We start from the raw sequence: 23,742 nt of genomic DNA, 5'->3' as shown, positions 1-23,742 counted from the left end.
CTCAAACTTCAATGCCGAGGATGTCACAGGCTTGACGCATCTCGTTTTGTGCTTGCTCCAGTGTTGGCGCGATGAAAGTGATGTGTCCCATCTTACGCGCACGGCGTGCTTCAGCTTTGCCGTATAAATGCAAATGCGCTGACGGTAATGCCAAGACTTTATCCCAATCTGGCTGGCGGACAGAATCGCCGTCGAACCAAATATCACCAAGAATATTCAACATCACGCAAGGCGAATGCTGACGCACGTCGCCCAAAGGCAAACGCGCCATCGCTCTGACTTGTTGAGCGAATTGACTGGTGACGCAAGCATCAATCGTGTAATGCCCGCTATTATGCGGGCGCGGTGCCATTTCATTGACGACGACTGAGCCGTCTTGCAAAACAAAAAATTCTATACAGAGGACGCCAACGTAATCAATATCAGCGATCAGCTTTAATGCGGCGTTTTGGGTTTTTAAAGCGGCATCTGCGGAAACGTGCGGGCTAGGCACGGTGGTCGTGAATAAGATACCATCCCTATGCACGTTTTCCGCGATCGGATACACCACTGCCTGGCCATCAGCTCCACGCGCGACTAACACAGAAATCTCATACGCCAGCGGCAGCATTTTTTCCAGTACGCAGACCACACCTTTTAAATTGGCGAATGCGGTACGCAATTCTTCTACAGTTTTAACACGGACCTGACCTTTACCGTCATAACCCATGCGTGCTGTTTTCAAAATACCTGGAAATAAATCGGGTTCAACTCTTTCGATATCGTCGGCGGTACGCAAGATCGCGTGTGGTGCTGGCAAAATATCAGTTTGTGGTGCGCAGCGTGTGAAGAAGGCTTTCTCTTCGATACGATCCTGCGCGATCGACACACAAGCCGCACTTGGTGCGACAAAGCCGGTTTCCGCCAACTTGGCCAAACTGCTCGCGGGGACATTTTCAAATTCAGTGGTGAATGAAGCGCAAGCTTCGGCTAACTTCTGCAAACCCGCCGCATCATCATAGGCCGCTTGAATATGCGCATCCGCTGCATGAGCAGCAGGACTACCCGCTTCAGGTTCTAGCACCATCACTTTAAAACCCAAAGCTTGTGCTTCATGCACAAACATGCGTCCCAATTGTCCACCGCCAACCATGCCTAACATGCTGGCTTTTGAATTCGGAAATTGCGGTGAGGTATTGATTGACGAAGTGGACATTGTGGGTTTTTCCATGCTGGTGCGATACAAATTAAATGCGATTTGAAACGAGGATTAATGCTAGTACGAAATTTAAAAACAAGTTCTAAAGCGACTGCAACTCATTTACTGTCATTCCCGCGGAGGCGGGAATCCAGCGGCGTAAAAGCTTAAAGTCGCTGGATCCCTGCCTACGCAGGGATGACGCCTGAATGGCCATCGCTTCAAAATAACGGGACAAAATACTTTGTACTTCTAACGCAATAGATTTCTATTGATACTGAAATTGAGCTTCGACTACAAAGGCAAGTGCATATCCCGCGCGATTTGTGTTTGCTTGGCGCGGAAAGCTTCTAACTTAGCTGCCATAGCATCATCGGTCGTCGCCAACATCGCAATCGCTGCCAAGGCGGCATTACCTGCACCTGCTTCACCAATCGCAAAGGTATTCACTGGCACGCCTTTTGGCATTTGCACGATAGACAGTAAAGAGTCTTCGCCGCGCAAATATTTAGAAGGCACTGGCACGCCAAATACCGGCACGATGGTCTTTGCCGCGATCATGCCGGGCAAATGCGCCGCACCACCTGCGCCCGCGATAATGCCGCGTATGCCGCGACTGCGCGCTGTTTCAGCATAATTGAACATTTCATCGGGCATACGGTGAGCAGAGACGACCTGCGCTTCAAAAGGAATACCAAATTCTTTGAGCACATTGACCGCATGTTGCATCACATCCCAATCGGATGAAGAGCCCATCACAACACCGATGATCGGTGCTGCATTTAATGTTGCATCACTCATATTACGCCTTCAAACTTTCACCCGTTAAGCGCTCTAACGCTTCACGATATTTCGCTGCCGTTTTTTGTACAACTTCATCCGGCAAAGTTGGCGCTGGTGCGGTCTTATTCCAAGTTGTGATCGTTTCTAAATAATCACGTACGAATTGCTTATCAAACGACGGTGGCGAAATGCCTGTCGCGTAAGAATCTGCTGGCCAGAAACGTGATGAGTCTGCTGTCAACACTTCATCCATCAAATGCAATACGCCATTGTCGTCGAGACCGAATTCAAACTTCGTATCCGCGATGATAATGCCGCGAGTTGCTGCGTAATTGGCTGCTTCGGTGTAGAGCTGAATACTGATGTCGCGCATCTTGGCAGCGAGTTCTGCGCCTATACGATTTTCCATGTCAGCAAAGCTGATGTTTTCGTCATGCTCACCCATTTCAGCTTTTGCCGCTGGCGTGAAAATCGGTGCGTCCAATTTAGCTGCTTGCGGTAACCCCGCTGGCAATTGAATGCCGCAGATAGCGCCTGTTTCTTGATAGTCTTTCCAACCAGAGCCAATGATGTAGCCACGCACTACCGCTTCGACCATGATAGGTTTCAAGCGTTTGGCAACGACTGCGCGACCACGTACTTGTTCCGTTTCATCAGCCGCCACGACGGATACTGGATCGATTCCAGTCAAATGATTTGGCACGACGTGACCGAGTTTTTCAAACCAGAAGTTCGCCATTTGATTGAGCACGCGACCTTTATCAGGAATCGCTTCATTCATGATCACGTCAAATGCGGACAAGCGATCGCTCGTCACGATCAACAGTTTATCTTCGCCAACGGCATAGTTATCACGGACTTTGCCACGACCTAACAGTGGTAGCGAATGTAAAGTGGAGTTTATTTGCGTAGTCATAATGTGGTCTCAAAAAAAATGCTGAAGGGAGATTCATCAGTTCTTTATCAACACGTAAAACGTATCAACAAACAAGCTTTGAATCTCCCTGCGGGGCGCACCACGCGCCCGGTTTACTTCAATCTAAATTCAATCAAGAACGCTTATTTCACAAGCTGCGCCAAAGCACCAGACTTGTATTGCTCTGCAACTTTTTCCAAAGTCAAAGGCTTGATTTTCGCAGCCTGACCTTCGCAACCGAATGCCAAGAAACGTGCTTTACACACCAGTTTCGCAGCTTCACGTGCAGGCTTTAAGTAATCGCGTGGATCAAATTTGCTTGGATTTTCAAACATGTAACGACGAATCGCGGCTGTCATTGCCAAGCGAATGTCGGTATCGATATTGATTTTACGCACGCCGTTTTGAATACCAATCACGATTTCTTCCACTGGCACGCCATAAGTTTCTTTCATATCGCCACCGAATTGACGAATTTCTTCGAGCAATTCTTGCGGTACAGAAGAAGAACCGTGCATCACCAAATGCGTGTTCGGAATACGTGTGTGAATTTCTTTGATACGATCAATCGCCAAAATATCACCGGTTGGCTTACGAGAGAATTTATACGCACCGTGGGAAGTACCAATCGCAATCGCCAAAGCGTCACACTGAGTTTGTTTGACGAAGTCTGCTGCTTGCGCAACGTCAGTCAACAACTGCTCACGCGTCATCTTGCCATCTGCACCGTGACCATCTTCTTTGTCGCCCATCATGGTTTCCAAGGAACCCAATACGCCCAATTCCGCTTCAACCGTTACACCGATCGAGTGAGAAAATTTCACCACTTCTTTTGATACGGCGACATTGTATTCATAGCTGGCGACAGACTTACCATCTTCCATTAAGGAGCCGTCCATCATCACGGATGTGAAGCCGGACTTGATCGCCGCCATACACACCGCAGGCGATTGACCATGATCCTGATGCATCACCACAGGAATATGCGGATACGCTTCTACCGCAGCGGAAATCAAATGACGCAAGAAAGCTTCACCAGCGTACTTACGGGCACCCGCAGACGCTTGCATAATCACCGGCGCGCCGACTTCATTCGCCGCTTCCATGATCGCTGTGACTTGTTCCAAATTATTCACATTAAACGCTGGAATACCATACGCATTTTCAGCTGCATGGTCCAACAATTGACGCATAGATACGAGAGACATAGTTTTTACTCCAAATAAAAAAATCTTCTTTTGAGACACTGATTAAGCTACTGCGCGGGCAGATTTTGAATCTGCGATGCTCACCGTACTAAAGTACGGTTGCGCTTCTTAATTCAAACTTTGCCCGCTCGCTACGCTTACTCAGCGCCTCAACAAGCTTGTGGCTTTTAGACTTTGCTAAATTTTCTAGCGACTCACTCTTAAGTGTCGCTAAAAATTAAATCGTGTTCGTTACTCTTCTGATTCGGCACCACTAAGAAACTAATTTCTAGGGATGCAGTGCTAGGCGCAAAACGCAGCAATACATTAGTATTGCGAGGCTTTGCAACAACGCAATGCGCCCTAGAAATCAGTTTATTTTATTCGCCGATCTTTACTATCCGCATCGCGTTTGTCCCACCGACTTTACCCATTTGCTCGCCCCAAGTCGCCACGATCAAATCACCCTTCTTCACCGCGCCTTTATCAAGCAAGACATCTTCCGCTTCTTTCAACACTAAATCGCGATCCGGGTTGTATGGCAACTTGAATGTCTGCACATTGCGGTACAAAGCTGCTTTACGCATGGTCGCCACACTTGGCGTCAAGGCAAACAATGGAACATCAATACTTTGGCGACTCATCCACAACGCCGTAGATCCAGATTCTGTCAAAGCTGCAATCGCCTGTACGCGCAAATGATGTGCAGTGAACAAAGCACCATAAGCGATGGATTGGTCGATGCGGGTAAATTGCAAATTCAAAAAGTCCGCGTCGAGTTTGCACTCCTGGAATTTCTCTGCTTCCAGGCAAATCGCTGCCATGGTTTCTACCGTTTCAATCGGATATTTACCCGATGCCGTTTCAGCTGACAACATGACCGCGTCAGTTCCGTCCAATACCGCATTCGCGACATCGGATACTTCAGCACGGGTTGGTACCGCGTTCACAATCATGGACTCCATCATCTGAGTCGCTGTGATGGCCAATTTATTCGATGCACGCGCCATTTTGATCATGCGCTTTTGCAGAGCTGGAACCGCTGCGTTGCCGACTTCTACCGCTAAGTCGCCACGCGCTACCATGATGCCGTCCGATGCGTCCAAAATTTCTTGCAACGCTGGGATCGCTTCCGCGCGTTCGATCTTCGCGATCATCATCGGTTTATGGTTGAATGGTTCGCCAGCGATATTCGCTAGTTGGCGCGCCATTTCCATATCCGTTGAATTTTTCGGAAATGAAATGGCTAAATAATCTGCCTGAAAAGACATCGCTGTTTTGATGTCTTCCATATCTTTTGCAGTCAATGCTGGTGCGGTTAAGCCTCCACCTTGACGATTAATACCTTTGTTATTCGACAGTTCACCGCCGATTTTTACGGTAGTGTGAATTTCATTGCCGATAACTTTATCAACAATCAGAACGATCAAACCATCATTCAAGAGCAACACATCATTCGGTTTCACATCGCGCGGCAGAGCTTTGTAATCGAGGCCAACACGTTCTTGATTACCCAAGGTGCAATCTGCATCCAAAATAAACTTATCGCCGTTTTCAACTTGTATTTTACTGTTTTCAAACTTACCGATACGGATTTTTGGACCTTGCATGTCCGCCATAATCGCGATTTCAATGCCGCAGACTTCAGCTGCTTTACGCACCAGATTGGCGCGATCAATATGGTCCTGTGCTTTTCCATGCGAGAAGTTCAAACGAACGACATTCACACCAGCTTTTAACATACTCACTAAGGTATCCAAATCATTGGATGCCGGGCCTACTGTCGCTACAATTTTGGTTCCGCGTAACATTGAATCTCCTGATGGATAATTTTTACAAGGTCGGGCTTAAACTTAAAACTTTTCTTACCGCAGAGGAGCAGATTACTGTGCAGCTCTCTGCAACAAAATCTCTACCGCTGGCAATGTCTTACCTTCCAAAAATTCGAGGAAAGCGCCACCACCAGTCGAGATGTAACCGATTTTTTCTGTGATGTTGAACTTCGCAATCGCCGCTAATGTATCGCCGCCACCAGCAATCGAAAATCCTTTGGAATCTGCAATGGCTTCAGCCAATACCTTAGTGCCGTTACCAAATTGATCAAATTCGAACACGCCAACAGGGCCATTCCACACGATGGTGCCAGCTTGGCGAATTTGTGCTGCTAAAACCTGCGCTGTTTCTGGACCGATATCCAAAATCATATCGTCGTCTTGTACATCGGCGACCGCTTTCACAGTGGCGACTGCAGTTGGGGAAAATTCTTTTGCACATACGACATCGGTCGGAATAGGTACGATCGCGCCGCGCGCTGCCATCATGTCCATGATGGCTTTTGCTTCATTGACGAGATCGGCTTCTGCTAAAGATTTACCGATCTTCAAGCCAGCTGCCAGCATGAAGGTATTTGCGATCCCGCCGCCAACGATCAATTGATCGACTTTTTCTGCGAGCGATTTCAAAATCGTCAATTTGCTTGATACTTTTGAACCAGCCACGATCGCGGCCAAAGGACGTGCTGGATGACCAAGTGCTTTACCTAAAGCATCGAGCTCCGCAGACAACAAAGGACCAGCACAAACGATAGGCGCATATTTCGCGATGCCGTGAGTTGTCGCCTCAGCGCGATGCGCAGTACCGAAAGCATCGTTCACATAAATATCGCACAGCTTCGCCATTTTTTGCGCGAGCGCGTCATCGTTCTTTTTCTCGCCTTTATTCACACGGCAGTTTTCTAATAAAACCACCTGGCCTGCGGCAACGTCGACACCATCCACCCAGTTTTGTTTGAGTTCAACTGTCACACCCAAGAACTCAGACAAACGCTTGGCGACTGGTGCCAAAGAGTCTTCGGGCCTAAATTCACCTTCAGTCGGACGGCCCAAGTGAGATGTGACCATCACGGCAGCGCCTGCTTTTAAAGCTTGTTGAATTGCTGGAACCGATGCGCGGATACGCGTGTCTTCGGTGATATTGCCAGCATCATCTTGCGGAACGTTCAAATCTGCACGAATAAAGACACGTTGACCTTGGAGTTTATTAGCAGCGATGAGATCGCTCAGACGATTAAATTGCATAGCAGGACCAGTTAAGATGAGAAGGATTTAAATCGCAGCATAAAATCACGGCACAAACGCTTTACCAAGTTTGCCCAAAATTACTTTAAATTGAATTAAAAGCAATTAATAAGCAATTCCGCGATTTTTTAAATTAATCGCGTATTTTACCAAATCACGAGCCTGATTCACGAATTTTCTCGAAAATCTTAACTTTCAAGAAAGTTTTTAATATGGTAAGACGAATTAAAAATAAAGGCGCACCAAGGTGAATACTCCCATGCCGAATAAGATGGTCAGCAGCATATCCTTCTTCCAAAAATAGAAAACAACTGCCGCCACACTGGCGATCAATTTGGGATTATGCAGAGAGGTAACCAGTTGATTGTCGCTAATAAACAGGTCAGGGGCGACGATTGCCGCCAACGCGCAACTAGGGGCATAACGTAGAGCCTCTTGCACTCGTCGTGGCAAATTAATATGATGCCCAATAAGCCAAAACGCGCTGCGATTAATGACGGTGGCAATTGTCAGCAGGATAATAATTAGCCAGATTTCGAGATCACTCATCACCTTGCCCCCGCTTTTCTTCGTGCGCTTCTACTTGAATAATGCCTTGCTGATGCCCTTGATTATTGATGTTTAATGGGGCAAGCGACTCAGAATGCTCTTCTACCCACATCGCAACTGCCATCCCTATCAACACGGCGAGTAACAATCCCAGTTTATACGGCATCGCATGAGCGGCAACTGCCACCACACTAGCGACTACCACACCCGCGAACCCCGGACGATTCCGCATCATCGGCAGCAAAATACACAAAATTGCCAAGGTCCCAGCAAACCCTAAGCCCCAATGCATAGGAACTTGACTACCTGCCAGAATGCCCAAAATAGAACCCGCTTGCCACACAAACCAGTTGGGAATAATCAAACCCTTTAAATACAAAACTTGATCACGCTCTTCGCGCGCGCTCTGCCACATCGCAGGAAATCTTTGCATAAACAGGGGAACCGAGATATCCCCCGTCAAAAAACCAAAAACGATGCGTTTAGGCCAAGTCAAATGGGCAAATCGCGGTGCAATCAAGGCCGACATAATTAGAAAGCGCAAATTGACAATCAATGCCGTGGCAAATATCACCCAAACTGGCGCATTAGCAACAATCAATGGCAAGGCGGCCAGTTGCGCAGAGCCAGCAAAGACCAGTAGCGTCATGCCAAAAGCCTGTGGCAAACTCAAACCAGCCTTTATCATGGCAACGCCAACCACCATCCCCCAAGCCGCCATCCCAAAGAGCGAAGGCGCGGAAGCCTTAAAGCCTTCGCGATAGAGTGCTAAATTCCAGTCTTTTAACATAGTGGGAAACGCAGAAGCGTTTGAATTGAAAGTAATTGCTAGCAAGCGTCTGTAGCAAAACCGCTATTGTACCGCTGCGCGCACATACTTGCTCGGTGCCAACGCAAAACTTCGGCAAAATTCCACGCAGGAAATCAATCGCTCCCCGCAAATGCAATGGAATCCGTTAAAATCATGCGCTAAAGAAAATTCACTCATTGAGGAGAAAAACATGTCCAATACGCCATCTACCACTGCCGCCGCAGTTGAATTGCAAGCCAGCGACTTGCCTGCGCACTGCCCTAACCCCGCAATGCCTTTGTGGTCTTCGCACCCACGAGTCTATCTGGATTTGTCACACGGTGGTTCTGCGACCTGCTCGTATTGTGGCACAGTCTACAAACTGGCTCCAGGCACAGTCCTGAAGGCACATTAATTCCCAAAATCTCGCAAAATCATCCTTCAGAGAAAACCCGATGCCCTCCAAGAAGCAACTCAACGGAAGTGCTGACGAAGTCGAAATTGCCTTCTATGACGCGATTTCGCGCGGCGATCTGGATGGCATGATGGCTTTGTGGGCTGATGATGAAGAAATCGTCTGCGTGCATCCGAACTCACCACGACTGGTTGGGCACGCGGAAATTCGCGCGTCATGGGAGGCGATTTTTGAAAATGGTAGCGTCCATATTCATACGCGGCAATTGCATGCAATGCACAATTTGCTGACTGCCGTGCATAGTTTGATAGAAGAATTCCATCCCAAAGATCAGATCGCGCAGGACGTGCATATTATTGCAACCAACGTGTATGTCAAAACACCACGCGGCTGGCGCATTGCAACACATCACGCATCGGTTGCTGCAGGACCCGCTCCTGTCGATTTATCCAAAGGCGACGTTTTACACTAATGCATTACTCTTCCCCCTGGTGGCTGGCTGGTGGCCATGCTCAAACAATTTACCCTGCCACTTTAATGCACAAACCTGGAGTGCAACTCAGACGTGAACGCTGGGTCACGCCGGATCAAGATTTTGTCGATGTCGATTTTCTGGATGGTGAAGCAGACAAACCTTTTCTGGTCTTATTTCACGGCTTAGAAGGCTCCAGCAATAGTCACTACGCACGTGCCTTAATGCACAAGCTAAAAACTTTAGGCTGGTCGGGTGCGGTACCGCACTTCCGCGGCTGCTCAGGCGAGCCCAATCAAGCACCACGTTTTTATCATTCGGGTGATGCGCAGGAAATCGACTGGATCATCCGCCGCTTACATAGAGAATTTAAAGTAGCCCATCCGCAAGCGAAGTTTTTTGCCAGCGGCGTCTCGCTAGGTGGGAATGCTTTATTGCGTTGGCTGGGTGAATCACAATCAAGTGCGAATATCGTCGATGCAGCCTGTGCAGTCTCCGCACCGCTCGATTTAACCAATAGCGGCGCGACACTTTCCCGCGGCTTTAATCGCATTTATACCAAAAATTTTCTGCAGACTTTAAAACCAAAATGTCTGCACAAACTCACGCAATTTCCCAAACTCTTTGATCGCGAGCGCATGCTGAGCGCGAAGAATTTGTACGAGTTCGACAATATCGTCACCGCGCCATTACATGGCTATCGTGATGTCGATGATTATTGGCACCGCGCCAGTGCCTGTCTGGTACTAGATGATATTCAAGTTCCCACATTAGTGTTGAATGCGCAAAATGATCCTTTTATGCCTGCGCGATTCTTACCCAAAGTGGCATCAACTTATGTCACACTCGACTACCCACAACATGGTGGTCACGTGGGATTTGCTCAAGGCACCTTTCCGGGTAAATTAGATTGGCTGCCAGAAAAAATCATCACTCACCTACAAACACATGGATGACATCGTTCTCGCCGCCATCGCCAAATGGCCGAATGTACCGCATTGCTACGGCTGGCTGGCGCTCGATGCACGCGGCAACTGGCGCATGCGCGATGAGCGCACACAGGCTTTGAATTTGCCAGGCGATGTGATTCGCAACTCAACGTTGCTGGGCTTTATCAATCGCAATTATTTGTGCGATGACAATGGCAATTGGTACTTTCAAAATGGCCCACAAAAAGTCTATGTCGATTTGGCCGCAACGCCGTATATCGCGCAGATTTTGCCCGACAATAGCTGGCGTTTGCATACGGGGCAAATTATGCCGCCCGCACAACGCGTTTGGATTTTGAATGACGGGAACATTGTTTGTCAGGCTGATCGGTTTTTATGTCAGCTCGACGATAGAGATATAGCCTTATTTCTTGAGACGCTCTCAGAAAATCAGCAACCTTTGAGTGAAGCACGCTTGCTGGAATTCATGGAAGCATTACCTGATGCGGCTTCAGAATGCACCATCACTACACGGATAAGTGATCTGGATGTTCGATTGCAAAAAAGTGATTTGATCAGTTTGATGCAAGAGGCTGGATATTGCCGGCAGCCGAGAATTTTTGAAGAAAAGTCGCAACAAATTTGAGGCTTACTACCAGTGGTTCATCACCCACCTTTTAGTCACCGTGTCGCAAGATACTTTTGCTCTTTAAGCCTCTACAAAATCCGCATTCAGCAGAACAAAATATATGGGTGCACTTTTTCGCGCAGTCATAAGACTCATGCGTGCGATTACGTTTCACTAATCGCACCTACGCGCTGAATTGACCAGCGGCTTTTCCGTCGGTGTCCAACCGCGAGTTGGGACCAAGAGGCTTCTCACGGGCACTTCGAAAGCGCCATACGAAATACAAGACGGATGCCACAGGAAACCCAACTATTCCGGCAGCGAATACAAGATACAACATCAAGTCAAGCACCAACGGGATGTGTGCCTTCCATGCGGACGACGAGGCAACCCACATATACGCAAATGGCAGAAGCGCAAAAATCACCATAAACGCATCGAACCAATTCAGCCAGTGTACCTTTTGCATTTAATTTCTAACGCAAAAATGATGTGCGCCGCAAATTGCAGTTTGCACGGATAGTTTACAATAGCACGGCGTCACTCTCGACCGTCCAGTTAGGTGTTAAGGCGTGAATGGCGACGGCTTCACTTTGGCAAACAACCCAGCCGTCCATTCATATGAACTTGGTTCTCTCATCAATTCCACTGAGTAAATAACATTGCCATTTTTGATAGTTATCCAAAGAATCTTGCTCACTTGGACGGGATGACCAGCAAGTGCACTCAGCCAGCGGAACGGATTCGAAAAGGAGTTGTACTCATCTCGAATTATCAGCACGTCCAAGTCTTCAACTCTCGTTTGGAAGAGGATCTGTGATGCGTCGATCAAGGCCTTACCGTCCACAGCCGGCACTAACTTCCAGTCACGCACAACGTAGACATCCGAACTCATCAGCGGATCGCCTGTGCCGCCAGATACGACATTTGCCTTTCCGGTTTCCAAGTTAAGTAAAAAATTGGTTGTGGCTTGCGACTTCACTTCATGGAGAGAAAGGAGCAGATCTTCTGCGTTGGCGCGCGCTACAACTAGTAGCAATAGTGCAGCGGCGATGAGTCGCATTTGTGACACCTAACGCTGAAATGACAGGCGCGAATTTGCGTCCTTGTCGATTGTTGAGTTAAAAAGGGTCATTGCGCAGTTTCTCCTAAGTAGGCAATTCTTGGCGCAACGTTTGTTACGACATCGATCAATTGATTCAAACAATAAATTCCATAATGAAAGCGCGTGCCGGAATGAACATCTTCGCCGTAACATGTTTCCTCGATCTGCCTCAAATAACGCGACTGACGAAACCTCACGAATTGCACACCTTCCGATACAGCACTTTCATCGGGTTTGATAAAGCTCTCCTTCCCGACGGTATAAGCAATAAAAGAATCGAAGGTGATTGAATAAGTTGCTGAAGCTTTCGATTCAGTTGGATAAGACAGCACATCCCAGCCGTCACGCCCGACTGGAGAGGTTGGCAAATCGTTGCTACACGAGTGACGCACGATTACCTCAATGCCTCCTTCTGGAATCATCTTTAATGCACATAGAAAAAGTGATTGCTGCAATTGCGGTACGAAGGACATATGATTTTTAACTAAATATAGACGGTGAAATGACGGGCGAAAAAGCAGCTTGTCGCATAATACTTTTCATACATTCCCTTGAAACCAGCGTGAATAGGCGCTTTTCATTGAATTCCACCGTTTTCAACGGTACTAAAATTTCTATGAAATGCGTCACAAATAAAGATGGCCATTCTACCAAGCCTCTTAACCATGTCAAAAAAGCAATTCGATAAAAACATCACAGCTTACGCCACGAAAAGTTATTCCTAAACACTCTGCGAATTCGGCTCAAACTCACTACTTCCCCTTCTTCTCATCTTCCATCTCTTCGCGACGTTTTTCTTTCCATTCGCGTTCGCGTGCATCAATCACTGACAAGTCGTAATACTTCACATCGGGATCAAGGCGGGCGATCTCTAATTGCGCTAAAGCCGCTGGTAATGCGCCTTCTAAAGCATAGGCTTCGGCTAGTGCTATGTGTTGTAAAGCTTGTTTGCCTTCCTCTGCGTAGGCCTTGGCTAGCAAATGCTGTAATTTTGCTTCGCGCCGGTATAAAGCGATTTGCTCACGTAAGAAGACTTCCGCTTCGGTGTAATTTTTTGCCTCTATCAAGACTTCGGCATATTGATGCGCGAGACCACGTGCCAGTGGCAATTCGCGCAAAGCGTCCTTCGCTTTCAGCACAGCCAAATCTGGACGTTTTTTGCCCATCTCAATATCGATTGCTAGGCTGGCAAACGCACTGGTTTCTTTCAGCCATTTTTTTTGCGATGTTGACTGGCCGATTTGCGCTACGAGTTCGTTTAACAGTTTTTCCGCTTTCAGAAAATCATTCTTTTTATAGGCGACAAATGCTAAACCGTATTGCGCACTTAAACGACTTTCTTCATTGCCGTTTTTAATTTGGTTCTCAAATGCCACGGTGGCGTCAATCAAACCTTGCGCCTTACTGTCTTGGAGTACGCGTACACGTGCTTGCGTCAAATAAAAATCCAAACCATCTGCGCGCTGACGATAACGCTCGCCGAATAGACGTCCTTGAATATCCGCCATGCGCTCGCTGGTCAAAGGATGACTACGCAAGTACGACATGCCGGTATCGGTGTAATTCCGCGATGCATGCTGCATCCGTCCGAAGAAAGCCAACATGCCGGAGGTGTCATAACCGCCTTCACGCAAAATTTGGAAGCCCACGCGATCAGCTTCACGCTCGGCATCACGATTAAAACTGAGTTGCCGCTGTATCGCTAAACCCTGCCCGCCCATCACCATTGCCATCGCCGCATCAGGGCTAGAACGCGCAGCTAAGGCGGCTAAAATTAAGGCGGCAATAGGAATCAAGAAGTCTTGTTTTTGATTTCCTAACATACGCGCAATGTGACGTTGCGAGACGTGCCCGATTTCATGCCCCATAACGGAGGCGAGTTCAGATTCAGTCTGCGCCGCCAAAATCAAGCCGGAGTGAAACCCCAAAAATCCACCCGGGAAGGCAAATGCATTTAAGACTGGATCTCGGACGGCAAAGAATTCAAATTCGTATGAGGTTTCACCACGTGCATCAGGCCGTTTATCTAATAAAGAATTACCTAATTTAGTCAGGTATTCTGTGACTGGGCCATCTTCCAAATAATCTGGGTCATGCCGAACGCTGCTCATGATTTGTTCGCCAATCTTGCGCTCCATGATCGGCGACAGATCACCACGCGCCGTATCGCCTAGAGTGGGCAAAGTTTGGTTCTTAGCAGTGCTCGGTGCAGGCGTCTGCGGACCGGGTTTGGCACTAAATTGCGGCTGTGCCGTAGCAACGTTCAAGGATGAGAATACAGTCGAACAAGTAAAGCTCGCCAGCAATGTGAGCGAGATCAACTTAAGACGAAATTGCGGGAAATCTTTTTTCACGGTGATATGATCACGAAATAATATTGCATTACTAAAGCTAAAAGTCGGAAAACGCAATCAGCACAGTCACCACGGTCACAATGCGACATCGATCCAAACTGACAGCTTATATTAACTCACAATCGCTCACAATCGAATTGAATGTTCATTTATGACTAGCAAATCTTCTACAAGTTCGCCATCAACTACAAATGGTGGCTTAACCCATTTCGATCAAGGTGGTCAGGCACACATGGTCGATGTTGGTGATAAGAATAGCACGCACCGCATTGCTATTGCCGCAGGAAAAATACGCATGCAAGCAGCCACTTTTGAACTCATCCAAAGCGGCAATGCGAAGAAAGGTGACGTCATCGGCATCGCCAGAATTGCGGCGATCATGGCAGCGAAGCGCACCAGTGATTTGATTCCCTTATGCCATCCACTCGCACTGACCCGCGTTACAGTGGATTTTCAACTCGTATCAGAAAACCATAGCATTGAATGTCAGGCGCAAGTCGAAACCTATGGCAAAACAGGTGTGGAGATCGAAGCCCTCACCGCCGTACAAGTTGGCTTACTCACGATCTACGATATGTGTAAAGCCGTTGACCGCGGGATGGTCATGAGCGATATTCGTGTCATAGAAAAACACGGCGGTAAGTCAGGTGACTGGGTCGCTATTGTGGATTAAGTGACTGATTAAATTAAGTTTAAACATCACTCAAAAATATTCACCGCAAGCAATAAGCACATGTTTCAAAGAAGCTTGAGTAACTTAAAAAACCTTAGAAACTACTGAAAAAGGCTTTCTGTCCAACTCCTGTCCAACTGACTAACGAAAATCAGTCAATTTTAGGAGCAACAAACATGGCATCTTTCAGACAACGTGCTGGCAAATGGCAGGCAAGAATTGTAGTTAAAGGTTTTCCCGAAACTACTAAATCATTCTGCACAAAACAAGAGGCTCAACAATGGGCTAGAGGCATCGAATCAACGATGTACAAGGGAGAGTGGCAGCAGCAGACAGAACACAATCACATGCTGTTTGGTGAGGTGTTGAATAGATACTTGATAGAGGTCACACCAACAAAAAGAAGTAAGCAGCGTGAAACTGAATGGATAGGTTTTGTTCAGCGTTTTAAACTTGTGAATTACAGCATGGATAAACTGACCCCTGCGGCTATTGCTGAATACAGAGACGAACGATTAAAGACTATTTCAGCGGGTACATTTCTTCGAGAAATATCAATACTCTCCAGTGTCATTAACCATGCCCGAAAAGAGTGGAATATAACAGTTCAAAATCCATGTGATCGCATAAGAAAACCAGCTATCCCTATTGGCAGAAGTAGATTACTAAGCAAAGAAGAGGAAGTCCTTCTAATTCACGAACTACAGCCTATCAAGAGGCGTAGCCCTGTCATGGCACCATTAGTGTTATTTGCGCTAGAGACTGCTATGCGTAGAGGCGAAATTCTTTCCCTCGTATGGGAGAACATCGACATAAATAATCAAACCGCTACCCTGCCCCTAACCAAGAATGGTACAAAGAGAATAGTTCCCCTATCGATTAGAGCTGTAGGCATACTTAAATCGCTTATGAATGAAACGGGAAACACAAACAAATTCAAGCGTGAAGGTTCTGTGTTTCCGATCTCATATATGACGCTACACAACTGCTTTATAGATGCGTGTAAAAGAGCTGGAATCAAAGACCTACACTTTCATGACCTTAGGCATACAGCAACAACAAGACTTGCGGAGAAGCTTCCTAATGTCATAGAGCTAGCTAGTGTGACAGGACATCAAACTATTCAAATGTTGAAACGTTACTACCATCCAAACGCTGAACTACTAGCAAAAAAATTGGGATAAAAAACAATTAGCATTAAGCTTGTGAGTAATCATAGGAGAGTATCAAATCGACCAACGAAAACTCACAAGCACTCAACTCACAATTAGAAAATGAGAACACTACTTTTAATTATCGCGCTCCATTTGCCGATATTCGTACACGCTGAAACCATAACAGGTAAGGTGGTGGGCGTTTAGGAAGTTGGGTAAGCGAAAACCATCACAACCAACTTTAGAACAGTAAGAATATAGAAGAGCAATCCTCATCTCAAATTCGCTTCTAGACGCTCAACTAGCGCTTTCCTCAATTTCCTGTGATTATCGTATGAATCTTTCATTCCTTCGCTTGCCGAATCGGTGACTTTTCCGTTAGTCGAAATTAACAAATTTGTCAATCTATCGATTTCGCTATTATGATAATTAAGCAAAGCGGTTAAGCTTAATGTCTCGGACTGCAAATCAAGTCTTTTCGAGTTCTCCTCTTCTTTCGCCTCAAGCTTTTTTAACTGAACACTTTGCAAGTAAATATTCACCGCCAAGCCTGCCAAAGCTAGCCCTGAAAAAAGCGTATTCAAAGCACCAAAAGAATCCCCGACAACACCACGAGAAGCCCAATTTCCTTTGGGGAAAAGATCTACTACAAATTGCTGTGAAATGATGAATGGGTAGGCAATCCAAAGACCTATTACGCAAGCAAATAGTAGTGAGATAAAGATGTATTTCTTCATTTAATGAAAGCACCAATCACATCACTTACTTGCATTTGAACTGCAAATCTGCTTTCGGGAAATTCCCAAATATAAAAGGTGGCTGAGCCTCAACTAAAGATATAACTTCCAACTCCTTACCTTTTGCCGCACAAAAACTACCACCTTCTGTAAGCGTCTCTGCTTTCAATGTTCCTGCACCTGAGAATCCAGTTGCTGCCTGACGCGATATGAAATAGGTGTCCTTACCCATTGCGACCACACCAGAATTGGATGCACATCCCATCGTAATCGCTGCCATCGTGAACAGTGTTAAAGAAGAAAGTAGATGTTTTTGGTTCATGATTTTCCTTTTTGGTTTGAAAAAATAAAATATGTCGTCTTAGTAAATCGAAGTGAATTTTCTGATTAGACTAAGCAATCTGTTAAAAAAGCTTCATTGAGTTATGGGGGGATGTTGAGCCATAAGACTGTTGGAAGCCTAGGAAGAAGTGCAAGATGCAATAAATTCGTCTTCAAAAGTAATTAAATTGGATGCCTCATCTACATAAGCATTCATCTCAGCACTATTGGTGTTGCGAGCAATTTTCTGTTCGTAGAATTGCAATGTTTTGACATGTTGTGCTAAATCAGGAGAGAGAACTTTCGTAACAGGTTTTGTCTGATACGCAATCCTTATTGCATTCATCTGGACGTGGCTTAAGTGTGCAAAGATCGAGATTCTGAAAAAACTCTCTTTGGTGTAAAAATACCCGCCAACTTTAGAAATAGGTACCTTTTCCACGAAAATTTCTATTGATTGAGTTGGCAACCCATGAGTGATAAAACGCTTAAACCCATCATAGATACCAAACTTGTTTTTAAAATTCAACTCGCCACACATTACGCCATTCTTGAAAGTAACGTTTTGAAAACGCACGGATATCGGGTCTTTATAATGCGAAGATATAAATTCCTTCAGCGTTTTCTCGTCGGAGGATTCTTGAGAAGTAAGCTGAGGGTTGGTTAGTACACTTTTGCTTGAATCAGCTTTTAAAAGTGATATTTCGTTAGAGCCAATACAATCTGAACGGTCTATCTCTCTTAGTTGCATTGCAGTCATATAGCATCGTAATACTCTTGATTCGAAGCTTTCACTGATCGGATAGTGTTCGGATGATAGATGCGTGTTTTGTCAAACTCTTGTAGTTGATAGGTGGTGCCGTTTTTCGAGGTGTACTCTTTTACAGTGATACTCATTCTGCTTGTCCTTTATGGTTATTATTTATTGTGATGCTGGTGGTGTTGTGGTAGGAGAGGACGAATCCAAAATTTATTGGACTCGTCTGAGGAAGACTGCATACCAAACTTTCTGAGCTGGTACAGGGGCTATTGTTTAAAGTGGGGTAGCGCCCTTGATTAATACAATCCACTTGACTACAAACACAACCACACGTTTGTTCTTTTACTTCTGCTTATTCTTACGCTCCAAAGCTTCACGCAATTGTCTTGCGAACCATGATTCAGCCATTAGATGCCTCACGCTGCTTGATTAGCAGTGCTACAGGGCTTGAGGGTCTGTGTGAAGTGTCGCGGATAGTTTTGATGACGTTTAACAGTACAGGGTAAGTCCACTTTTTGCCGTTAAATGATGGATAGTTTCCATTTACCAATAACAGGAACAACTCCGAGAATGATAAATTAGAAGATAAGTTATCCTCTATTAGTTTTAATAACTCCATAGGAGATACTTGAGGCATATTGACTCACTTTCTTTAATTTTATTGGGGAGCACTGCGGGAGGGAGAGAGGCTAACAGCAGCTAATAAACTAAGTTTAATAAAACAACTACTGCCGACCATATAATAGTACCATACAGTGACTTAATTGTCAACCCCTTTAGGCATTCAAATTGAATATTATTTAAAATAAATTTTTGAAGTGGGTACTTGTTCGGTTGATTGGTAGCGGTTTTAACTTTAAATATCTACAGGCACACAAGCACCGCTAAGCCCGTCCTGTAGTGGTATAGCGCAAAAGCAACCACATTGTACAAATATCAGTTTCTATTCGCGGCTCTGTAAGTCTTCGATTGCGCTGGAGATAGTACCAAACACCGCAAGAGCTTGGAGGGCTTGCAGGGGTTATAGAAGCCCTCTGTGGGTGAATTTGATAGCCTAAACAGACTGTAAGAATCTAACTACTGTAGTACGTCCCCAAGACTTGCCAAGCATAGTTTTAATGCCAATGCTGTTGAGTTGGTCTGCTATCTGTTGATGCTTCAGACCTTGCAATACATAGCCGTTGATCGTGGTGGCAAGAGTAGCCTTGAAAGCTGCTGCGTTAGCCTTGTTACTCTCTTGCGCACGTTGTCGTGCTTCCAATGGCATCTTAGCTGCGAATGTGCCTAACGGCTTCCCGTCTGCCTTGAGCTTTGCTAAAGCACGTTTTGTCCTGCTGCTGATAGCCTCACGTTCAGCTTGTGCAAGAGCGGCATAGATAGATATTGTGAAGCTGTCGGCATTGGCACCAAGAGCAGCTACTTTGAATTGAAAGCCTGATGCTAACAAAGCAGTGGTGAATGCTGAATCACGACTCAGGCGATCTAGCTTGCTAACTATCAAAGTTAAACCTTCTGCTCTGCACCGCTTGATCGCTGCACCAAGTACGACACGCACAGAATCGGACAGCTTGCCTGAAGCTATTTCACTCACTCTATCAACAACAGTGTAGCCATGAGCAGCACAGAAGGCTTCACAGTCTTGTAGCTGAGTGTGCAGTCCTGTTTGTTCGTGAGCTTCACGCTTAGATAACCGAGTGTAGATAATAGCTTTCATGTTATGCCCTTTGTAAGTGTGCAGCCATTATACACCCGTATTAAGGTCGCACAGTTATTTATTTTTCACTCTGACTGCTTAAAGTTTGAGCACAACAAATTTGGTGAGCACAAAGCGGCTGTGATAGATTCACTACGGTTTCTATGCTTGGACTATCCCAAAAAGCACTGTTTCACGATATGTTTCACAGTCTATTTTGCTTAAATAATAGGCAGTCTTGGAGGATGACTGTAGTATCCATGCGGGTCTTGAGAGGGTTTACCATTGAAAGTCAATGGTTTAGGGCTATTCTTATTATACTTGCGCAGGTTGGTTTAACCAACGAGGCTTTGTTGCAATTAAAAAGAAACCCTATTACCATCACCACGGGCAAGAATAATCTTGTCCATTTTTTGTCCAACTGGAGACGGAATATAGAGCCAATTTTGGGTAGTTTTTAGGGGTCTTCTCATAGGTAAATATTAGTTTCCTACGATATGTGTAAAGCCGTTGACCGCGGGATGGTCATGAGCGATATTCGTGTCATAGAAAAACACGGCGGTAAGTCAGGGGATTGGACCGCGGTCATTGATTGACGTGAGCTTATTTGGTTAATTTTTTACTGACTTTACGCCTTGGGCAACATTTGCCCTTCACGTTCATAACGACTGTGCCACGATAATGCTTCATCGAGAATATGCGGCGTATGCATGCCGCCGTGGCCAGCTTGGGCACTCTGTTGCGCGCGTTGAAAATAGTCGAGCAAGGCTGGGCGATAATCAGGATGTGCGCAGCGTTGAATAATTAATTCGGCGCGATGACGAGGCGCCAATCCGCGTAAATCTGCCAAGCCTTGTTCGGTAACGATAATTTGTACATCGTGCTCGGTGTGATCAACATGACTAACCATTGGTACGATACAAGATATCGTCCCACCTTTGGCGGTGGATGGCGACATGAACATGGACACGTAGGCATTGCGCGCAAAATCTCCGGAACCGCCGATACCATTCATGATACGGGTTCCCATGATATGGGTGGAATTCACATTGCCATAGATATCGGCTTCTAACATGGCATTCATCGAAATCACGCCAAGGCGGCGGATCAATTCTGGATGATTCGAAATTTCTTGTGGGCGCAAAATAATTTTGTCTCGATAGAAATCTAGATTGTCTAGGAATTCTTGATTCGCACTAGGGCTAAACGATAAGGCGGTTGCGGACGCATTGGTCATCTTGCCGGATCTAATCATTTCCAACATACCGTCTTGCAATACCTCAGTGAATCCCGTCAACTGATCAAAGGGCCCTCGATTCAATCCCGCCAATACGGCATTCGCAATATTGCCGACGCCGGATTGCAAAGGCAATAAAGTTGGCGGCATTCGTCCCATCTTTACTTCCTGAGCGAAGAATTCCAATATATGTCCGGCTATGCGCTCAGAGTTTTGATCTGGCGCAGAAAATTCCGTATTACGATCAGGCAGGTCTGTTTCTACAACTGCGACCACCTTATTCAAATCTACCCTTAAATAGGGTTCGCCAATTCTGTCCCCCGTATGCTCCATCGGTATCGGCTTACGATGGGGTGGGCGTTCGGTTCCATAATAGATATCGTGCATGCCTTCCAGCGCGGCACTTTGATGTGAATTCACTTCCAAAATCACTTTATCGGCCTGATCGAGCCAAGTCTTATTATTGCCCACCGATGAGGAAGGAATTAATCGACCATCCGGCAAAACACCCGCGACTTCGATCACGGCGACATTCAATTTACCCAAAAAACCGAACCAGACAAATTGTGCAACGTGCGACAAGTGCAAATCCACATAATCCATTAAGCCAGCATTGATACGAGCGCGGCATGTCGGATCAGATTGATAAGGCAAACGCATATTGATGCCGCCGACCTTGGCTAGTGCACCATCCAACTCTGGTGCTGTGGACGCGCCGGTCCAGACGCCTATACTGAATTTTGTTTCACCTTGGTTCGCCAGTTCAATGCGTTTTGCCAAAGCCTGCGGAATTAATTTCGGATAGCCGGCACCAGTAAATCCACTCATGCCAACATGATCACCGTTTTGTATGAGTAAGGCGGCTGCTTCGGCAGACATGATCTTTTCTCGGAGTAATGGATGTTGTATGCGCGAATTGATGCTCATCTTGGTTTCACTTTCGTATTTTGAAATCGGTAAATTCTGACGCTGATCTAGCTTTGACGAAGAAACGCATTAACCGCATTAACCGCTTACTGTGCATCACGCGGCGGCATACTCGCAAAGACATCGGCATAACAAGAATGTGTTTTTGCCAGCGCGCGCCAATAGTCGTAGTACTCTGTATACACCAAAGGGTGCAGGCGTTGCAGACTTTGCATGGTGCGTTTTGCCGTCTCAATACGACCATTCAGACAATACACCTGAGCCAACTTATCAAGTATGTGTACATACCCAAAACGATGGCTGGCCTTTTCCACAAATTGAATTTCTGCTTCGCTCATACCCACTCGTGGCGTCACTCTGAGCAATTGAAAATAATCATAATAGTCAGGCATGAAAGTTAATCGGGGCGCGGTGATTTTTTGCGCTGGAATGTCGGCGTAATCCTTCACTTGTCTGAATGCGAGAAAACCATCGACCACCCGATGAAAATCTATCCATGCCCATATCAGCAGACCCAGACAAATTGGCACGATCACTTTGACCAAGCGAAATGATACGGGCATGCCAGCGTTCGGCCAGCGCAATTGGTGCACAGCGCCCATCAGCACACCGACAGGCAGCAGTACATAGGCGTACCACAACGGAAATTCGACCAAACTGTGTACGCCCACCGCCAACAAAATCATCAAGACGAAAACCACCGAACGGTGTTGTAAAGAAAATTTATTACAACAAGTTTTCCAGCACCAGATTAGCAGCACAGAAAAGAATACCAGAGTAAAAGGGAAGCCCAATTCTGCAGCAAAATTTAACACAATGTTATGTGCATGTTCGGCATACGTTGTAGAGGAAAAGTCGGCAGCAATTGATACTTGCTGCGCGCCAAATCCAAACCAACCGACACCAAACCACGGGTGCGTAGTAGCCATTGCCCACGCATGTTGAAGTAATACGGATCGTTCAGAACGACCACCAACGCGCTCACCTAAAGTGCCGACCACAAATCCCATCCACTTAGCAATTGTTGGCAAACTCAGCAGCAATACGACATAGATCAACAACAGACTCGCAACACTGAGCCAACTAACTCTGCGACTATGTTGGCGTACCAATAAACTTAAGCCAGCAAACAATGGCAGGATGATCCAGGCGATACGCGATTGGGTTAAGACCACCCCCCACAGCAAACAACAAGCCAGCGACCACGCTACAAAGCCGGATAGACGTGACACTTGCAACAACCACCAAAGGGATGCAAGACCAAAGCAAATTAACAGCGCCAATTGATTCGGTTGCGCCACATTCGCGAATGCGCGGACGGGACTACTTCCATCATTACGCATATACATCACAAATGGACGCCAATCTAAACCCATAATCTGCACTTGTTGCATGGCGACCGAAAGCAAAGCGGCTCCCAAGAAAACTAGAGAGATAGCCCAACATATAGCGTCCATATTTGCTTCGATTTTTACCCAAGTCGCTCCTAGTCCCATTGCACATATCAAACTAAACAACATAAATAGGGGGTACGCAATCGCGGCGTAACTACTAAGCCCCACAAACATTTGCATGCAGATATACGCAATTAAAGCAAAAAATAAGAGGCTAATGATCGGGACAGTGAATTTTTCTTGCACCCTACTCCAAAGTGGAACCATCGCTACAAAGACACCTAAGCACACGGCGAATTCGTGATAAAAGCTACGATAGGGATGTACGTGTCCAGTATAGAGCTGCGCAAACAACAAACAGACACTAAAGATAAGCAGGGATATATTACGGCGTTTTATAAGAAACATCTTTTTTAGAAAAAATTTTTGGTTTGATTGCTCTTGAAATTTGCTCTTCGTTCTAT

General features: G+C 46.1%; 25 protein-coding genes and 1 pseudogene. 7 read left to right on the top strand and 19 right to left on the bottom strand.

Going from position 1 to position 23,742, the window contains the following annotated elements; all coding sequences use genetic code 11:
• Nucleotide 1 precedes the first annotated feature (1 nt).
• The 8 genes from ACO0KW_RS15630 to ACO0KW_RS15595 form a co-directional block, all read right to left on the bottom strand.
• Nucleotides 2-1,195, bottom strand: a complete 1,194-nt coding sequence (locus tag ACO0KW_RS15630; RefSeq protein ID WP_423054212.1) for a 5-(carboxyamino)imidazole ribonucleotide synthase — start codon at nt 1,193-1,195, stop codon at nt 2-4.
• Nucleotides 1,196-1,471: 276 nt separating this feature from the next.
• The gene (gene purE / locus ACO0KW_RS15625; RefSeq protein ID WP_423054211.1) at nt 1,472-1,978 is read right to left on the bottom strand and encodes a 5-(carboxyamino)imidazole ribonucleotide mutase; all 507 of its coding nucleotides are present in this window, start codon (nt 1,976-1,978) and stop codon (nt 1,472-1,474) included.
• Between the two features lies 1 nt (nt 1,979).
• Entirely contained in the window at nt 1,980-2,876 is an 897-nt protein-coding gene (locus tag ACO0KW_RS15620; protein WP_423054210.1) for a phosphoribosylaminoimidazolesuccinocarboxamide synthase, read from the bottom strand.
• Between the two features lie 143 nt (nt 2,877-3,019).
• Nucleotides 3,020-4,084 (bottom strand): class II fructose-bisphosphate aldolase, encoded by a 1,065-nt coding sequence (gene fba, locus ACO0KW_RS15615; protein WP_186940938.1) that lies wholly within the window; start codon nt 4,082-4,084, stop codon nt 3,020-3,022.
• A gap of 359 nt (nt 4,085-4,443) precedes the next feature.
• The gene (gene pyk, locus ACO0KW_RS15610; protein ID WP_423054209.1) at nt 4,444-5,874 is read right to left on the bottom strand and encodes a pyruvate kinase; all 1,431 of its coding nucleotides are present in this window, start codon (nt 5,872-5,874) and stop codon (nt 4,444-4,446) included.
• A gap of 72 nt (nt 5,875-5,946) precedes the next feature.
• Entirely contained in the window at nt 5,947-7,140 is a 1,194-nt protein-coding gene (locus tag ACO0KW_RS15605) for a phosphoglycerate kinase (RefSeq protein ID WP_423054208.1), read from the bottom strand.
• A gap of 225 nt (nt 7,141-7,365) precedes the next feature.
• On the bottom strand, nt 7,366-7,689 hold the full coding sequence (locus ACO0KW_RS15600) for an AzlD domain-containing protein (RefSeq protein ID WP_423054207.1): 324 nt from the start codon (nt 7,687-7,689) through the stop codon (nt 7,366-7,368).
• Nucleotides 7,682-8,479 (bottom strand): AzlC family ABC transporter permease, encoded by a 798-nt coding sequence (locus ACO0KW_RS15595; protein WP_423054206.1) that lies wholly within the window; start codon nt 8,477-8,479, stop codon nt 7,682-7,684. The genes ACO0KW_RS15600 and ACO0KW_RS15595 overlap by 8 nt, the downstream gene beginning before the upstream one ends.
• Before the next feature lie 211 nt (nt 8,480-8,690).
• On the opposite strand from ACO0KW_RS15595, the gene ACO0KW_RS15590 reads away from it, so the two are divergent.
• From ACO0KW_RS15590 to ACO0KW_RS15575, 4 genes are read left to right on the top strand one after another with little or no spacing between them, the layout of a single operon-like run.
• Nucleotides 8,691-8,894 carry a zinc-finger domain-containing protein gene (locus tag ACO0KW_RS15590; protein ID WP_423054205.1) on the top strand — a complete coding sequence of 68 codons (204 nt, stop codon included), beginning with the start codon at nt 8,691-8,693 and terminating at the stop codon, nt 8,892-8,894.
• A gap of 40 nt (nt 8,895-8,934) precedes the next feature.
• Nucleotides 8,935-9,366: a YybH family protein gene (locus tag ACO0KW_RS15585; protein WP_423054204.1), complete on the top strand. Its 432-nt coding sequence runs from the start codon at nt 8,935-8,937 to the stop codon at nt 9,364-9,366.
• On the top strand, nt 9,366-10,322 hold the full coding sequence (locus tag ACO0KW_RS15580; RefSeq protein WP_423054203.1) for a YheT family hydrolase: 957 nt from the start codon (nt 9,366-9,368) through the stop codon (nt 10,320-10,322). Before ACO0KW_RS15585 ends, ACO0KW_RS15580 begins: the two co-directional genes overlap by 1 nt.
• On the top strand, nt 10,315-10,941 hold the full coding sequence (locus tag ACO0KW_RS15575) for a DUF2946 family protein (RefSeq protein ID WP_423054202.1): 627 nt from the start codon (nt 10,315-10,317) through the stop codon (nt 10,939-10,941). Before ACO0KW_RS15580 ends, ACO0KW_RS15575 begins: the two co-directional genes overlap by 8 nt.
• A 166-nt stretch (nt 10,942-11,107) precedes the next feature.
• On the opposite strand, the gene ACO0KW_RS15570 is transcribed toward ACO0KW_RS15575, so the two are convergent.
• The 4 genes from ACO0KW_RS15570 to ACO0KW_RS15555 form a co-directional block, all read right to left on the bottom strand.
• Nucleotides 11,108-11,392, bottom strand: coding sequence for a hypothetical protein (locus tag ACO0KW_RS15570; protein WP_423054201.1), 285 nt, complete (start codon nt 11,390-11,392; stop codon nt 11,108-11,110).
• 96 nt (nt 11,393-11,488) lie between these two features.
• A complete protein-coding gene (locus tag ACO0KW_RS15565) occupies nt 11,489-11,986 on the bottom strand; it encodes a hypothetical protein (protein WP_423054199.1) in 498 nt (165 codons plus the stop codon).
• Between the two features lie 68 nt (nt 11,987-12,054).
• The gene (locus ACO0KW_RS15560) at nt 12,055-12,450 is read right to left on the bottom strand and encodes a hypothetical protein (protein WP_423054198.1); all 396 of its coding nucleotides are present in this window, start codon (nt 12,448-12,450) and stop codon (nt 12,055-12,057) included.
• Nucleotides 12,451-12,780: 330 nt separating this feature from the next.
• Entirely contained in the window at nt 12,781-14,382 is a 1,602-nt protein-coding gene (locus ACO0KW_RS15555; protein WP_423054197.1) for a M48 family metalloprotease, read from the bottom strand.
• A 151-nt stretch (nt 14,383-14,533) separates the two neighbouring features.
• Here ACO0KW_RS15555 and moaC point away from each other — a divergent pair, with 151 nt between their 5' ends.
• Together moaC and ACO0KW_RS15545 are read left to right on the top strand one after the other, a co-directional pair.
• Entirely contained in the window at nt 14,534-15,055 is a 522-nt protein-coding gene (gene moaC / locus ACO0KW_RS15550) for a cyclic pyranopterin monophosphate synthase MoaC (protein WP_423054196.1), read from the top strand.
• Nucleotides 15,056-15,231: 176 nt separating this feature from the next.
• Nucleotides 15,232-16,239, top strand: coding sequence for a site-specific integrase (locus ACO0KW_RS15545; RefSeq protein WP_423054195.1), 1,008 nt, complete (start codon nt 15,232-15,234; stop codon nt 16,237-16,239).
• Between the two features lie 242 nt (nt 16,240-16,481).
• Here ACO0KW_RS15545 and ACO0KW_RS15540 read toward each other — a convergent pair whose 3' ends face one another.
• From ACO0KW_RS15540 to ACO0KW_RS15520, 5 genes are all read right to left on the bottom strand, one after another.
• The gene (locus ACO0KW_RS15540; RefSeq protein WP_423054194.1) at nt 16,482-16,946 is read right to left on the bottom strand and encodes a hypothetical protein; all 465 of its coding nucleotides are present in this window, start codon (nt 16,944-16,946) and stop codon (nt 16,482-16,484) included.
• Between the two features lie 25 nt (nt 16,947-16,971).
• Nucleotides 16,972-17,268, bottom strand: coding sequence for a hypothetical protein (locus ACO0KW_RS15535; RefSeq protein WP_423054193.1), 297 nt, complete (start codon nt 17,266-17,268; stop codon nt 16,972-16,974).
• Nucleotides 17,269-17,406: 138 nt separating this feature from the next.
• Nucleotides 17,407-18,027 (bottom strand): hypothetical protein, encoded by a 621-nt coding sequence (locus ACO0KW_RS15530; protein WP_423054192.1) that lies wholly within the window; start codon nt 18,025-18,027, stop codon nt 17,407-17,409.
• A complete protein-coding gene (locus tag ACO0KW_RS15525) occupies nt 18,024-18,164 on the bottom strand; it encodes a hypothetical protein (RefSeq protein ID WP_423054191.1) in 141 nt (46 codons plus the stop codon). Before ACO0KW_RS15525 ends, ACO0KW_RS15530 begins: the two co-directional genes overlap by 4 nt.
• A 917-nt stretch (nt 18,165-19,081) precedes the next feature.
• Nucleotides 19,082-19,741 (bottom strand): recombinase family protein, encoded by a 660-nt coding sequence (locus ACO0KW_RS15520; RefSeq protein WP_423054190.1) that lies wholly within the window; start codon nt 19,739-19,741, stop codon nt 19,082-19,084.
• A 458-nt stretch (nt 19,742-20,199) separates the two neighbouring features.
• Between ACO0KW_RS15520 and ACO0KW_RS15515 the strand changes: the two are divergent.
• Nucleotides 20,200-20,316, top strand: a pseudogene (locus ACO0KW_RS15515) (cyclic pyranopterin monophosphate synthase MoaC); the annotation flags it as partial.
• A gap of 32 nt (nt 20,317-20,348) precedes the next feature.
• Here ACO0KW_RS15515 and ACO0KW_RS15510 read toward each other — a convergent pair.
• A complete protein-coding gene (locus ACO0KW_RS15510; protein WP_423054189.1) occupies nt 20,349-21,884 on the bottom strand; it encodes an acetyl-CoA hydrolase/transferase family protein in 1,536 nt (511 codons plus the stop codon).
• Between the two features lie 86 nt (nt 21,885-21,970).
• A complete protein-coding gene (locus tag ACO0KW_RS15505) occupies nt 21,971-23,458 on the bottom strand; it encodes a Wzy polymerase domain-containing protein (protein WP_423054188.1) in 1,488 nt (495 codons plus the stop codon).
• Nucleotides 23,459-23,742: the final 284 nt, after the last annotated feature.

The organism is Undibacterium sp. Ji22W, from assembly GCF_049340305.1.
Taxonomy (GTDB): Bacteria; Pseudomonadota; Gammaproteobacteria; order Burkholderiales; family Burkholderiaceae_D; genus Undibacterium.
Note: the sequence above shows the minus strand (reverse complement) of the source record. Positions and strands in the feature narration are given on the sequence as shown.